Origin of the sequence: Adonisia turfae CCMR0081 (assembly GCF_011009555.1) — a bacterium.
Taxonomy (GTDB): Bacteria; Cyanobacteriota; Cyanobacteriia; order Phormidesmidales; family Phormidesmidaceae; genus Leptothoe; species Leptothoe turfae.
In genome coordinates this window covers 658,107-672,070 of record NZ_QXHD01000003.1, presented here as the reverse complement: position 1 = coordinate 672,070, position 13,964 = coordinate 658,107, and the positions used below count along the sequence as shown (strand labels likewise).

At 48.8% G+C, this 13,964-nt stretch carries 12 protein-coding genes and 2 pseudogenes; 10 read left to right on the top strand and 4 right to left on the bottom strand.

All coding sequences use genetic code 11. The features are described from left to right. The 3 genes from DXZ20_RS03565 to DXZ20_RS03555 all read left to right on the top strand — a co-directional run. Positions 1-1,341 (top strand): VWA domain-containing protein (locus DXZ20_RS03565; protein WP_163696598.1); only part of this gene is annotated, 1,341 nt, incomplete at its 5' end. Next, positions 1,341-1,724, top strand: a complete 384-nt coding sequence (locus tag DXZ20_RS03560; protein WP_163696448.1) for a hypothetical protein — start codon at positions 1,341-1,343, stop codon at positions 1,722-1,724. The genes DXZ20_RS03565 and DXZ20_RS03560, both read left to right, overlap by 1 nt. Positions 1,725-1,827: 103 nt before the next feature. Continuing rightward, entirely contained in the window at positions 1,828-2,463 is a 636-nt protein-coding gene (locus tag DXZ20_RS03555; protein WP_163696446.1) for a hypothetical protein, read from the top strand. Between the two features lie 18 nt (positions 2,464-2,481). Here DXZ20_RS03555 and DXZ20_RS03550 read toward each other — a convergent pair whose 3' ends face one another. Continuing rightward, complete coding sequence (locus tag DXZ20_RS03550; RefSeq protein ID WP_163696444.1) at positions 2,482-3,033, bottom strand: Uma2 family endonuclease; 552 nt, start codon at positions 3,031-3,033, stop codon at positions 2,482-2,484. 418 nt (positions 3,034-3,451) lie between these two features. Between DXZ20_RS03550 and DXZ20_RS03545 the strand changes: the two genes are divergently transcribed. Continuing rightward, positions 3,452-4,069, top strand: a complete 618-nt coding sequence (locus DXZ20_RS03545; protein ID WP_163696442.1) for a hypothetical protein — start codon at positions 3,452-3,454, stop codon at positions 4,067-4,069. A 236-nt stretch (positions 4,070-4,305) separates the two neighbouring features. Here the strand turns inward: DXZ20_RS03545 and DXZ20_RS03540 are convergent, their stop codons facing one another. Then, a complete protein-coding gene (locus tag DXZ20_RS03540) occupies positions 4,306-5,925 on the bottom strand; it encodes a cation:proton antiporter (protein WP_163696440.1) in 1,620 nt (539 codons plus the stop codon). Between the two features lie 177 nt (positions 5,926-6,102). Beyond that, positions 6,103-6,744 (bottom strand): TetR family transcriptional regulator, encoded by a 642-nt coding sequence (locus tag DXZ20_RS03535; protein ID WP_163696437.1) that lies wholly within the window; start codon positions 6,742-6,744, stop codon positions 6,103-6,105. A gap of 115 nt (positions 6,745-6,859) precedes the next feature. Between DXZ20_RS03535 and DXZ20_RS03530 the strand changes: the two genes are divergently transcribed. The 5 genes and pseudogenes from DXZ20_RS03530 to DXZ20_RS03510 all read left to right on the top strand — a co-directional run bounded on the left by DXZ20_RS03530 (position 6,860) and on the right by DXZ20_RS03510 (position 12,114). Continuing rightward, on the top strand, positions 6,860-8,041 hold the full coding sequence (locus DXZ20_RS03530; protein ID WP_163696435.1) for an ABC exporter membrane fusion protein: 1,182 nt from the start codon (positions 6,860-6,862) through the stop codon (positions 8,039-8,041). 78 nt (positions 8,042-8,119) lie between these two features. Next, positions 8,120-9,301 (top strand): ABC transporter permease DevC, encoded by a 1,182-nt coding sequence (gene devC / locus DXZ20_RS03525; RefSeq protein WP_163696433.1) that lies wholly within the window; start codon positions 8,120-8,122, stop codon positions 9,299-9,301. An 81-nt stretch (positions 9,302-9,382) separates the two neighbouring features. After that, positions 9,383-9,742, top strand: a pseudogene (locus DXZ20_RS03520) (ATP-binding cassette domain-containing protein); the annotation flags it as partial. Positions 9,743-9,820: 78 nt separating this feature from the next. Then, a complete protein-coding gene (locus tag DXZ20_RS03515) occupies positions 9,821-10,861 on the top strand; it encodes an IS5 family transposase (protein ID WP_163696094.1) in 1,041 nt (346 codons plus the stop codon). A gap of 180 nt (positions 10,862-11,041) precedes the next feature. Next, positions 11,042-12,114: pseudogene (locus DXZ20_RS03510) on the top strand (glycosyl transferase). A gap of 2 nt (positions 12,115-12,116) precedes the next feature. Here the strand turns inward: DXZ20_RS03510 and DXZ20_RS03505 are convergent. Further along, a complete protein-coding gene (locus tag DXZ20_RS03505; protein WP_163696431.1) occupies positions 12,117-13,214 on the bottom strand; it encodes a pentapeptide repeat-containing protein in 1,098 nt (365 codons plus the stop codon). 267 nt (positions 13,215-13,481) lie between these two features. On the opposite strand from DXZ20_RS03505, the gene DXZ20_RS03500 reads away from it, so the two are divergent. Next, positions 13,482-13,922: a secondary thiamine-phosphate synthase enzyme YjbQ gene (locus tag DXZ20_RS03500; RefSeq protein ID WP_163696428.1), complete on the top strand. Its 441-nt coding sequence runs from the start codon at positions 13,482-13,484 to the stop codon at positions 13,920-13,922. The last annotated feature ends 42 nt before the right edge of the window (positions 13,923-13,964 follow it).

The window sequence follows — 13,964 nt, the reverse complement described above, 5'->3', positions numbered from 1 at the left end:
ATCCAGGTGGGTATCCGTCAAATTGCTTCCGGTACCGCCGCTCGCCTCATCGGTGCAGGGGTGGCCCAGCCCACGGGCTATAGCCCTTCGAACGATCTATGGGTATCGATGATCCAAAGTCAGGGCATTCAGGTGACCCCCGTGGCCGAGCGGCTGGTGGCGAATACGGCTGGGTGGGTGGTGCCCAGTGATGTTTACCAACAGCTGGAGGGTAGCGGTGAGGTTACGTTTGATAGTTTGTTGAATGCGATCGCAGCAGGCCAAATCAGCGTAGCCTACCCCAATCCCTATAAAAGCTCCACCGCCTTAAATTTGCTCTACACCCTCTATTGGCGTGCCGCTGGTCATCAAAAAGATGGTGGGGCGTTGACCAAAGCCGAGTTACAAACCCCCCAAGTAACATCGGTCTTTGACCAGTTTCAATCCCAGGTGCTGATCACCACACCGACTACATTAGAGCTGCAGGAACTTTTCCTCCGAGACCAGACCAAACTCCAGGCATTTCCATTGGAATATCAAAACTACCAGGCCCTCAAACAGGTCGCTGGATTTGAATCCACTGAATTTATTCCCTTTGGTATTCCCCACAACAATCCTCTAGTGGGTTTTGATTGGAATACTCCCGAAACCGCCGCTGCCCTGCAAAAGTTCGCCGCCTTTGCCCAGTCTCCTGACATGATAAAACTGGCCAATAATCAAGGCTTTGTTGACACCGATTATCTCAAGGCTGCCCATCCCCCCATCCCCAATGGAGAAACCCTACTAGCGGCCCAGTCCACTTGGAAAAGCAATAAAGATAGTGGTCGTACGGTTTATCTCGAAATGGTGATTGACACTAGCGGGTCCATGGAAGGTGAACCCCTGCAGGCTGTTCAAGCCGGGTTGCGCATTGCCAGTCAACAAATTAACCAAGGCAACCAGGTGGGCCTAGTCACCTTTGCCGATCAGCCAGTCCGACGGCTGGAGCTGACTCCCTTTGATGAGCTGCAGCAGAAAAAACTATTGGCCGCCATTGACCAGCTCCAAGCCGATGGCGGTACCGCCATGTACGACGGTGTGATGGTGGCTTTAGCAGACCTGATGGAAAAACGAGCCAACGACCCCAACGGTCGATTTTACCTACTACTGCTCAGTGATGGTGATGTTAATGAGGGGCACCTATTCCGCGATGTCCAAGACATCATGGCCTATAGCGAAGTGCGGTTTTATCCCATCGCCTACGGCAACGTCAATGAAGCCGAACTACAAGCCATTGCTAGCCTGCGAGAGTCTACCGTGAAGCAAGGCAACCCCGACAATGTACAAACCTTGTTTAAGGACTTATTCCAAGTAAACCTGTAATGGCCCCACAAAATCCGACAAAACGTTTGTTGAGTACCCTTGGCCTGGGCTGGTTAGCCTTTGGTGGCCTGGGGCTATGGCTACGCTATGGGGTTCAAGTCCCAGAAGTGACTGTGATTATCGATCAGAGTTATTGCCCCCCTGCCCAGTGGCAGACAGCTGTGGTCAAGCCCTACAGCGACCTGTATGACAAGAGTCAGGCCAACCAGCGCAAGATTGCTCAAGTAGTTGTGGTCACTGACATTGAGCAAACAACACTGGCTACGATTCCTACCCCCGACGATCTGGGTAAGCCATTTGGTCAAGCACCTAGCCTAGAAACATTGACTACACTGCAGCAACAGTTTTCAGAAACTGTTGTGCTCAAATGTGGGCCGCATTAAGAATGTATATTTGATAGTGCTTCAAACAACCTCTGAAAAAACAATAATGATTCTCTTTAAAACTGTTGCTATACAAAGCATACGCAGTCAAGCATTGTTCCCCTTGAGTTTGCTTCTGTTGTTGCCGGTGACAGCCTGTGATGCAACATCGTCAGATGCTGGTGATATTAGCTCAGAGACTACACAGCCACCGGCTGAATCTATTCCAGTTGAAGAGCCCCTCCCAATCGATGAGCCAATCGATGATCCAGATGCATTACCGGCAGAAGAATTGACGGGTGTAGCTCTCGCTCTGTCTGGAGAAGGCGTATTAGTGGTCGATCAGCAGTCTGGAAAAACTCAAACCATTCCCTTTGAGACAGATCTTGAGACGTCCCAAACAGCGATTTCTGCGTCCCTAGGAGAACCCACAGAAACAGCGGAGAATGGCGAATGTGGTGCTGGACCCATGAGTTTCATTACTTGGTCCAATGGTTTTACGCTCAATGCGATGGAGAATCAGTTTGTTGGTTGGACAGTACGTCCAGAGACTGAGAGTGCAAACTTGACAACGTTGGATGGTGTTGGTCTAGGCTCAACGTTAGTGGAATTGGAAGAGAACTATGATGTTGGGGTAATAGAAAGTAGTTTAGGAACAGAGTTTAATGCATCCAATAGCTTGTTTGGTTTGTTGGATGCTAATGAGCCGGATGGTATGGTTACCTATTTATGGGCTGGCGTAGCTTGTAATTTTCGCTAGTCAGCGTCCCGTCTTGCATCACTCTGGAATATTGACTAATTTGTGAACTTCAATAGCAATATCAGGAAAGGCAATTGGATGTATACTGCCGTTGCTGAAGGTGTTCTGACTTACAAAATCACCATTGTGTAAGTCTCTAAACACGGTTAGCTGCCTATCTGTGATGTTAATGACCCAATACTCTTGGATGCTTGCTTGAGCGTAGAGCTTTCGTTTGATATTCAAATCGTAGGTTAGGGTGGTATCTGCCACCTCAACTAACCAATAAATATCTTCCGGGTAAGGATGACGTTTTAGATAGAGGGTATCAGGTAGACGAACAATGGCGATGTCCGGTTGTGGTTCAGAGTCAATAAGGGTGATGGGATGAGCTTCAAAAACCTTAGCCTGATCTTGCAGAATGCGTCTCAGGTACTCGGCACCGCGATCATTAATAAATCGGTGAAATGCGCCTTCTGGAGCCATGTCCCAAATTTCTCCGTTGATGAGTTCGCAGCGCCGATGATCGAGAATACCTAGATCTCGCATGTGCTGATAGTCTGCAACTGACCATTTGGTTAATGTGCGCATGACTTGAACCTTCTATGGCTGGCTGAATGTACTCATATATTAGCTTCACAGTTCTTGAGAGGCAGTGATGACATAGATTTTTGTAGAGCCTGATAAATCAATAGCTCTCAAGTAGCTCGATCCCTAGCCAGGAAAAATGAATATACTGGAACTTGAAACCTAGTCATCTATATCAGCAGATTGGGCTGACATCTTTCCACTTAACAATCCGTATAAGGATCTTAGATTCCCGCGCTTAAATAATTCCCCTGTTACCCCATCACTCCTCCACCCATCTACAGCCTCAACCTGGGACCTTATTTTTGTGCAATCCTCTTAGCCAGAACTATTTTTACCTAATCCGCCATGTAGATGAGATAGGTTGAAAATTTCCCTCTAATAAATTGTTATCCAGACATAGGACACTCAATCGACGGCAATGAGCACAACGTTTGAAGTCTACCCTCGACACACTCAGATTCCGACTTTCAACGAACTGCTGACTGCGGCAAATCGTACTCTCAGCTCGCGATTGGCGAACATCGGTGCAAGAGCGCAACTTTCTGTCGAAATGCGCAAATCGAATGGTGGCGACTTGATACCACTCGACCTTGATTCACCGATGTCATGGGACATTGATGAATCCTATGCTTGGTTTGTTATCCCAACCGTAGCCGGAGGCACGGACAGTTACTTCGATCAAATAGATGATTTAACTCGCGAGGTCTGGTCGGATTACCTCAAAATGAAGCGTTTATCACCGATGTCTGAAACGGTTTCCCAGTGCCTCGCAACGGGACACTACTGGACGTTCCGCCGTTCGGCTGGCCAGCCTGGAATAATCAACCTCAGCTATGGTTTACTTGCGGGTTGTTTGGCAACATTGACTGATGGATTTGTATTCTCTGACGATAGTGCTTGGTTTTTTGATTTGCTTCCGATGTCTGGAGGCGAATTCCTGAAACGATACTTTGTGCCGGGCGGAACTGAGAATTCAGAGACCGAGGATTGGGCCTCTCGCTGTCTCGGATGGATACCAGAAGAATTGTCTGGATAACAAAAAAATGCACCCGAGTCGCGTAGACGGGCGTTTTGATAATGGATAATCTCTCGTCGCAACCGAGTGGTTTTAGACATTATGCCGCAATAATTCTAAATGCCAACTGCTCAGACTCAAGCCAATTAAGGGAAAAGATTGGCTTTGGACCTTGGGGTTAGTCGTCGTGTCTGTGGGGGGGGCATTCTACTTTTGCCAACAGCAAAGTGTTTGGCGTCCTTGCCCGCTAAACCTTACTATGAAGTTGCTTCTACAATGACAACTGGTAAAGGGCTAGTTTCTACGACTGCTCGTGAAACGGAGCCAACGAGTAAATTTTCTAGATGGCGATTGCCCCGTTTACCCATGACAATTTCTGCAACTCCATAGTCTTGAGCGGTGCGTAGAATCTCTGTAGGAATCGCTCCGGATGTGGTGATGAACTGATGGCGGATGTCAGCTAAATGTTGCTGGGTTTGTTGTTTCAGTTTTTTGACACTTTGAGGATCGTTAACTTGTTGCACATGTAAGACTACCGTATGGCCGTCGCATCTTCGGGCAAGATCAGCCGCTTTTGTGAGGACTTGCTCAGCCAGTGGAGAGGTGTCAACTGCTGCGAGCAGAACAATACGGCGATTTACAGAGACTTTGGTTGGGTCCACATCCCCTCTTTCTAGCAGTTTTGGGGCAAAGGTGGGAATAGCCCAAGCCCCTAAGGGAGCCGTCACTAAAATCGATAGAGCCGCGAGGGCAAGGATTGTTTCTCCTCCATCCACTCCTTGAGCTAAGGGAATAGCCCCAATTGCTGCTTGTACTGTGGCTTTTGCGGAATTGCCTGAGAGTAAAAACAGGCGTTCTTTGCGAGTCCAGTTACTACCTAACGTGGCCAGATACCAACCGAGAGAACGTCCTACTAATGTGCCGATAGCCAATATCAACAGCCCGACCAGGAGAGTATCTTCTAAAACATGGAGCTGAATGCTAGCTCCTAGCAATACAAACAGAATAATCTCAGCGGCAACCCACAGACTGTTGAATCCTTCTCTTAGCCGCCTTGCCAGGGGGGGATCGAACTCAATAAGAAAGAATCCGGTAGCCATGACGGCTAAATAGCCAGAGAAAATAGGGATATGTTCTGCCAGGACAACCAGCAGTAATGCAACACTGGCAGCAACTAGGGCATCCTGAACGACATTCTGAGTCCAGTTTTGTTTTGCTAAAACTACTACGAGTAAACGAGCCGTGAGCCAGCCTAATATGATGCCTAAACTGACTTGCAGGATGACCTGAAGTGGCAGAAGTTGCACAGGGCTGAGGCTGAGACCACCAAACGCGATGCCTGTGGCGGTTCCTTGGGTGACAAAGGCTAGCAGTAGGCTAAATACGAGCAATAGCAGCACATCTGACAGAGCACTACCAGTCAAAATGGCGTCAGGGATACCTTTTTTGACACCCCAGCCAAGACTCTTGAGGCGCAGCATTCCTGGCACGATGACCGCTGGAGATTCTGCTCCAAGGATGCAGCCGAGCAGTAGTCCGGTGGCTAAATCAAATTGAAAGAGCCAGATAGCAGCTAGAGCGACGGTGATAGCTTCACAGGTGGCGGGTAAGAAGCCAAGTCTTAGGGCGACGGTGCCTTGCTGGGTTAGCTTTTCACGGTCTAGGCCCAGACCAGCTTTCATGAGGATCACCATGACAGCAATGGTACGGAGAGAGTCGGCTGCACCCAGCACTCCAGGGCTGAGCACGTTAGCGACTTGGGGACCGAGGATGATACCTGCGAGGACCATGCCGACCAGGGCTGGGGCTTTGAGCCGTCGGGCGATTTGTCCGGCAAAAAAGCCTGTGAGAAGGATCCAGATGATGCTTTCTAGCATTGGGTCGATGACTGGGACATGTTGAAGATTGCTCAGGGACAACCATACCCGTTCTTGTCGGTATTGGTTGAGTGCAGGGTGGGCTAATGCTTCTTCAGGAGATGTTGATTTTGACTCCGCTCAGCCAGCTATTTCGCGGGGGATCAGTGAAGTCGAACTCCGATCACTGCGAGTTGTTTATGCCTGATAATGACCGCCGGCCATCATGAGATCAACTAAGCCATCGACCATGCGATCGCACTCTAACGGCATAATCTCTTTCCCGCCCATCATCTCCTGCACAATCAGATAGTGAACCATCGAGCCGGAAAAGACCCGAGCCGCAATCTCAGGATCTGTAAACTCTAGCTCGGGATGATTTGCCAGATAAGTCGATAGCCTTTCCAATAAAGGTTTAGTCAGCTCTCGCACAAAGGTTTGGGCTAGTTCAGGAAACTGCTCAGATTCACCAATAATCAAGCGCATCAGGGTGAGGAACGGTTGATTGCTAACCGCCTCATTGATAAATGATCGCCCCATTTTGCGCAGCATGACGTCAGGCGAGGTGGGCATTTCCGCACGTGCAGGCAAGTTTCCCATCATGTTGCTGCTTTTGTGCAGCAGCTGTTGCACTAATGCGACAAACAATCCCTCTTTATCCTGAAAATAGCTGTATAGCGTGGGTTTTGATACCCCTGCTGCCTTGGCAATACGAGCCATACTCGCTGCAGCATACCCTTGGGCCATGAACACTTCGAAAGCACCGGCCAGAATCGCTTTGGCTTTGTCAGCTTTAGGATCTGAGGATGCGTCGGATGGGGCAGGGGTAACAGGGCTCACTCAAATAACTCCGGGGGGGGTGGGAAACGGGATCTCATTTTACTAAACCGTTTTGATTTTTATTGACTTTACTAAACCGTTTAGTAAAATAAAGTATAGCGAGTTGCGTAAGCTCATGAATCTCAATCTGATAAATCCCCAAAAAATAGCTGTAAGCCGTCAGTGGTGGTTGATTGTGGGTGTCGCTGTTTTAGGCGTAGTGGGCGTTACGGCTTGGCGTAGTGCTCAGGTCCTGAATCAGCGTGAAGAGCAGGTGGCTGTGCTGCCTGAAATCACATCAGTGACCGCTCTAGGTCGTTTGGAGCCAGACGGTGAAACGATTGCTCTGACGGCCCCTACTTCTGCCCAGGAGAGTCGGATTCAGGAGCTACTGGTGAAAGAGGGTGATGTTGTGGAGGCGGGGCAGGTCATTGCGATATTGGATAATCGAGATCGCATGCAAGCCGCGTTGCAAAAAGCTGAGCAACAAGTGCAAATTGCCCGCGCCCAGCTGGCCCAAGTTCAGGCGGGTGCCCAAACTGGTGAATTGCAGGCGCAAGTGGCAGAAATCGCTCGGCTTGAGGCTGACCAGGCTGGTAATATCAGTGCCCAGCGAGCGACGGTTGCTCGCCTGGATGCTGAAGTGCAACATGCTCAAATTGAGGCCCAGCGCTATGGGTCGCTATATCAGCAGGGGGCGGTCTCGGCGTCCCAGCGCGATGCTAAACAGCTGACTTACACCACAGCCCAACGCCAGCTTCAGGAAGCTCAAGCTTCTCTAGGACGAATTGAGTCAGCAGGTCAGGAGCAAATTACCCAGGCCCGTGCCACCCTCGACCGGATTGCAGAGGTGCGTCCGGTGGATGTGGATGCAGCTGAGGCGGACGTGCAATCTGCGATCGCAGGCGTGGCTGAAGCGCAAGCCAACCTTGATCAGGCTTATGTGCGCTCTCCCCGCGACGGACAAGTACTGAAAATTCATACTCGCTCGGGAGAAACCATCGGTGATGAAGGGATTGCCACCCTGGGCCATACCCAGCAAATGATGGTGGTTGCTGAGGTGTACCAGGATGATATTGCCAAGGTAAATCCTGGTCAGCGGGTGGAGATTACGACGCCTACTATTGACGATGTTCTACAGGGAACGGTTCAACGAATTGGTCTTCAGGTGGAATCGCAACAGGTGGTCAATGAAGATCCGGCGGCCAATATTGATGCCAAGGTCGTAGAGGTTCATATTCAACTCGATGACCCTGATGGTGAGACGGTGGCAACGTTAACAAATTTGCAGGTCACCGCCGCCATTCAAATTAAATAGATTTTCGTTCCCATATTCCCGTGTAGAGATATTCCATGGAACGTCTCTACACGGGGTGCTCCCACCTCTATTGCTCCCATGAACCCTCTCCAAATTATTAAATCTCTCCAAGAACGAACGCCCCTAGGGTTGTTGCAATTAAAACACGACCCAATGAGATTGCTAACTGCGATCGCCGGTATCACCTTTGCCGATGTGCTGATTTTTATGCAGTTAGGGTTTTCAGATGCGCTCTATAAAACCAACACCCAATACCCTCGGTCTCTTCAGTCAGATATTGTCCTGATTAGTACCCAGGCCAAGAATTTTGGACAATTGCGTACTATTCCTCGTCGACGGTTATATCAAGCACAGGATGTACCGGGGGTTGTTGCTGCCGATGCTCTTTATGTGGGCTCTGTAGAGTGGCGTAATCCTCAAACCCGTAAGAAAACCTCCATGATGATTGTTGGGCAAAATCCCCATCGCCCTGCCTTTGATATTCCTGAGGTGAATGCCAAAATTTCGGAGACTCGAATGCCGTATCATGTTCTCTTTGATCAGGCGTCGCGGGGTGATTATCAAGCGATGATTGCCAAAGTGCAAGCAGGACAATTGGCCACAACTGAGGTGGGTGTGAATACGGTAACGGTTTCAGGGTTGTTCACCGTAGGCGCATCCTTTTCTGATGATGGGGCCTTGATCACCAGCGGTCAAAATTTTTTACGATTGTTTCCTAGGCGTGAAGCAGGCACTGTCAGTTTAGGGTTGATCAATGTCGATCCCGCCTATGACCCTGAGCAAGTGAGAAAACAACTCATAGCTCGTCTGCCGGAAGATGTCATGGTGTTAACCCATGATGGCTATATTGACTTTGAGTTAAATGAGATTCAGGCTAACTCTCCCATTGGGTTTGTGTTTGGTCTCGGAACGACCATGGGCTTTATTGTGGGAGTGGTGATTGTCTATCAGGTGCTTTCCACAGATGTGAATAGTCATCTAGCTGAGTACGCCACCTTTAAGGCTATGGGCTATCGCAATAGCTATCTTCTCGGTGTTGTTTTTGAAGAAGCCTTGATTCTCTCATTTCTAGGATTTTTCCCCAGCTTAGCTATTGCCCTTGGTGCCTATAGTCTGACGGCTACAGCGACGGCGTTGCCGATTGCGATGCCTGTGAGTCGAACGTTTGTGGTGTTTTTGCTGACGCTGGTGATGTGTAATGTTTCCGGTGCGATCGCAACCCGTCGTCTCCAAGCGGCTGATCCTGCCGATATTTTCTAGCCTGGTGTTGGAGGGCTGGCACAAGGCACAGCCCCTACCCGTTAATCTCCATCTCCGTCTCTATTTCTCTTTCACAGACCTATGACGACTGCACCTGCTATTTCTGTTCACAAGTTAGACCATTATTTTGGCTCTGGGCAACTGCGCAAACAAGCCTTGTTTGACATCAATTTAGACATTGCAGCTGGAGAAATTGTGATTATGACGGGTCCCTCTGGTTCTGGAAAAACCACGCTGCTCACCCTGATTGGTGGCTTACGCTCGGCGCAATCCGGGAGCCTACAAGTCATAGGACATGAGTTATGCCAGGCCAGTGGGCAGGCTCTAGTTAAAGCGCGGCGCAATAATGGTTATATATTTCAAGCCCATAACCTGCATGGTAGCCTGACTGCACTGGAAAATGTGCAAATGGGCCTGGAAGTGCAGGGAAGATTTACTAAAGGGCACCTCGATTAATTCAAAAATAGAGTCTCAATATGAGATCATGGTTACGGATTAGGGTTGACAGGGAGACTTCTGATGGGACAACAAGGATTTTGGGATTTTGAGATCCGTCATCAAAAGCTGGAATCAAAAAAAGACCTGTTGACCTGCCTGGACGAGCTGATTCCGTGGGATGAGTTTCGACCGCTGTTAGAAAGCGTGTATGTCAAATCCCGTAAGCGTAAAGCAGGTCGTCGCCCGATAGATGTCATCCTCATGTTTAAGTTGTTAATCCTGCAACAGCTCTACAACATTGGTGACGATGAGCTGGAATACCAAGTGAATGACCGGTTGTCATTTATGCGATTTCTACATCTGGGCCTGGAAGATGCGGTGCCAGACGCGAAAACGGTGTGGTCATTTCGGGAGCGCTTACGCCAGGCCGAGTTAGTGGAAGGACTATTTGAGCAGTTTGGGGCCTATCTGAAGGCAACGGGCTACCAAGCCCAATGTGGTCAAATCGTCGATGCCACCTTAGTGCCAGTGCCTAAACAACGGAATAGTCGAGACGATAATGCCGAGGTCAAAGCAGGCAAGGTGCCTGAGGATTGGCAGGACAAGCCTCATAAGCTATCCCAAAAGGATGTGGAGGCTCGTTGGACCAAAAAGAATGGCACGTCTCATTACGGGTATAAAAACCATATCAATCGGGATGCGGGGCATGGGTTTATTCGTCGGTATACGGTCACCGATGCCTCGGTTCATGATTCTCAGGTATTGGGTCAACTGCTAGATGCGGACAATTCTGATGATGAGATTTGGGCCGATAGCGCCTATCTCTCGATAGCGATTGTCACCGTGTTAGAGATGATGGGTTTTGAGAGCCATATTAACGAACGAGCCTATCGCAATCGCCCCCTAACAGAGGTGCAGATAGCGGACAATCGTGAGCGTTCAAAAACCCGGGCCAAGGTTGAACATGTATTTGGGTCGATGGTCAATGAGATGGGGGGCAAAGTTGTTCGCACCATTGGGTTAGCCAGGGCCAAAACCATGCTCGGCCTCAAAAACTTGACCTACAATCTCAAGCGGTATGTCTTCTGGCAAAAACAAGACATGGCTGAAGTATTTGCCTAAAGGATGGGATATTCAGCTCTAAAACGGACACAATGCATGGGGGGTGTTTATTTCATATTCTGATTTCCAGAAACAAGGCTGGATAACAGTCTTATTTGAGACTCGATTCCTCAAAAAATCAATAAATAGAGGTGCCCGTAAGGCTGAATTGTTAAATGTTAATAGAAAGAACAAAAGTTTATGCCTAAGCTTTATCTCGCAGTTACTAACCATGGGTTTGGCCATGCTACCCGTGCTGCCTCCATGGCAGCAACATTGCAACAGAGTCGACCCGATGTAGAGATTATTCTGGCAACGACGGCTCCCCAATGGTTATTGCAATCTTATCTACAGCCTGAGCAAGTGACCTATCGAGCGGTGAGTTTTGATATTGGTGTATTACAAAGTGACAGCTTGACAATGGATAAGGTTGCCACCTTGGAGAAACTTAAATGGATTTATGAGCATCAGGATGAGATTCTGGCACCAGAAGTTGAGTTTATTAGAAACACAGGCATTGACCTGATTATGGGGGATATTCCTCCTTTATTAACTCAGCTGGCTAAGGCTGTGAATTTACCCTGCTGGATGATGGGGAATTTTGGTTGGGACTTTATTTATCGGCCCTGGGGAGGTGAATTTGAGGCAATTGCAGACTGGATTGCAGGCTGCTTTGGGGATTGCGATCGCCTTTTTCGTCTCCCTTTCCATGAAGATATGGTCGCTTTCCCTAACATCACTGATGTCGGTCTCACGGGGGAAATCCTAAGCTGTCAGCCAATGTAATCAGAGAGAAATTTGGCATTACGGTTCCTATCGATCGAACCATTCTGCTGACGTTTGGTGGGCTAGGGTTATCTCAAATTCCCTATGAGACAGCATTACGGGCCTATCCCCATTGGCAGTTTCTCACCTTTGATCGCAATGCACCAGAGTTACCGAACCTGATTAAGATTGCGGAGATTGGGCTGCGGCCTGCGGACATCATGGTGGTGTGCGATCGCATCGTTTCTAAACCCGGATATAGCACCTTTGCCGAAGCCTGTCGTCTAGATCGCGGTGTCGTGACGCTGCCCCGTGAGGGCTTTGCCGAAGCCCCCTTGCTGATGAATGGTATCCAACGCCATGCCTATCACCAAATTTTAGATAGCCATACTTTCTTTAAGGGGGACTGGTCGTTTTTAGAGCAACCCCTGGTACCCCCTACAGGCGAGAAACTGGCCACGGATGGTAATGGTGCGATCTCAAATGCAATTAGTGATTATTTGAGTTAACCCTAAGCCACTTGCCTATTACAGGACTCTGTTTCGCTCACGGAATACTGGGTTGGCTCATACCCTTTGGGTAATTGCGTGCCAGCTAAAATAGCATGACTTAAATCGGCACCCGTTAAATCAGTATGGCGTAGATCAACGTGGCTCAGGTTGGTATGTTTCAATTTGGCATCTTTTAAGCAACCGCCTTGTAATGCAGCCTTGCTCAAATTGGCTCCACTCAGGTCAGCCCCTTGCAAATTTACGTTTTCCAGATTGGCTTCACTAAAGAGGGTATTGCGGCAGTCTGTTTGAGCCATGTTGCTATTTTGCAACTGCGCCTGGCAGAGTGTTGCACCCACAAGACTGGCCTCCGTCAAAACGGCATTTTGCACCTGGGCATTGCTGAGATTAGCCTTATTGAGGATGGTGAGCTTTAAATTAGCCATCGTCAGGTTAGCGTCTGCTAGCAAAGCTCCCGTTAGAATTGCCCGGTCTAAAATTGCCCTGGCAAAGCTGGTGTGACAGGCATTGATATCTTCTAAAATTGCCTGGGTTAAATTGGCTTCACGGAAGTCAGCTGAGGTGAGCTTGGCTTGTCGCAAGTTAGCCTGTTGCAGATCAGCAGTATAAAAAAGGCTGTTCTGCAAGTCTGTATGGCTCAGATTACATTGACTCATTTGCGCCATGCAGCCATCAACGCCTGCTAAGGATGCTTTGCAAAAGTTACTGTCGGTTAAGATGGCTTCCCTGAGGTTGCTACCGTGTAGATCCGCCATGGCAAAATTGGTGTGCTGTCCGTCCACTCTAATCAAGCTGGCATCCCTGAGGTTAGCTTCCCGCATGTCCACGCCTGTCAATCTGGCCCAATCCAACTTGGCCTGGGATAAATTTGCGGTGTAGAAAATTGCTTGCGAAAGGTTGGCTTGAAATAAATTAGCACCAGAGAAATTACTGATACAGCCGTCCACTTGACTGAGGTTAACCCTAGGTAACTCGGCTCGGATCAACAGTGCCTCTCTCAGTTGAGGTGCCTCTGTGTCAGGTGCTTGCATGCGACGCCAATGATTCCATGCAGCAACTCCCTGCATAATGACAATGATCGGGCTTGGAGGCAGCATTTAGGCTCAAGGTAGATGCGATGTCAAGGTCTTAAAAACACCCGGTATCTGTAAGCTCAAGATTCCCTACTCGGTAATTGATACAACGTTTATAGGTGGAAACTTTAGGTGTTAGGTAGCAAACCCATGTACCCTGGACTAGGCTTTGTTCTTGTCCAAAATGCTTGGCGTACCTTAAAAGAAATTACAGATTGCAACTTGGACGTGACTGTAAGTCCTGCTCTATGCTGAAAAGCATGATGAGTCTTTACTTCAGAGGGCATCACCATGATTCCTACCACGTCAACGTCCGTGCATTATCAGACTGTGCTAACCTTACAAACCCGTCCTAAATCATTGCAGCGATTTACGATGCAGGTGCAAGATGCTGTCCGTGAATCTCGGGTGAGAACCGGGCTTTGCTGTTTGTTTTTACGCCACACTTCAGCCAGTTTGGTGATCCAAGAAAATGCAGATCCGGATGTGCTGGTTGATATGGAAAACTTTTTGGCCAAGTTAGTACCTGAGGGTAATTACTATAACCACAGTGCTGAGGGACCAGATGATATGCCTGCCCATTTGCGGACGGCCTTGACCCATACATCGGAGCAGATTCCTATCATAAATGGTCGGTTGGCGTTGGGTACCTGGCAGGGAATTTACCTGTGGGAACATCGTAGCCATGGTTATCACCGAGATGTTGTAGTTCACATTACGGGTGAAACGTAAGGTGGTCTGCTGCCCACTGGGTAATGGAAAAGAGTTAATAGT

Coding starts and splice junctions, on each gene's coding strand:
- DXZ20_RS03530 (WP_163696435.1), top strand. CDS start 6,860: ATGAATCTCAATCTGATAAATCCCCAAAAAATAGCTGTAAGCCGTCAG.
- DXZ20_RS03550 (WP_163696444.1), bottom strand. CDS start 3,033: ATGCGCACATTAACCAAATGGTCAGTTGCAGACTATCAGCACATGCGA.
- devC (WP_163696433.1), top strand. CDS start 8,120: ATGAACCCTCTCCAAATTATTAAATCTCTCCAAGAACGAACGCCCCTA.
- DXZ20_RS03540 (WP_163696440.1), bottom strand. CDS start 5,925: ATGCTAGAAAGCATCATCTGGATCCTTCTCACAGGCTTTTTTGCCGGA.
- DXZ20_RS03505 (WP_163696431.1), bottom strand. CDS start 13,214: ATGCTGCCTCCAAGCCCGATCATTGTCATTATGCAGGGAGTTGCTGCA.
- DXZ20_RS03500 (WP_163696428.1), top strand. CDS start 13,482: ATGATTCCTACCACGTCAACGTCCGTGCATTATCAGACTGTGCTAACC.
- DXZ20_RS03515 (WP_163696094.1), top strand. CDS start 9,821: ATGGGACAACAAGGATTTTGGGATTTTGAGATCCGTCATCAAAAGCTG.
- DXZ20_RS03560 (WP_163696448.1), top strand. CDS start 1,341: ATGGCCCCACAAAATCCGACAAAACGTTTGTTGAGTACCCTTGGCCTG.
- DXZ20_RS03545 (WP_163696442.1), top strand. CDS start 3,452: ATGAGCACAACGTTTGAAGTCTACCCTCGACACACTCAGATTCCGACT.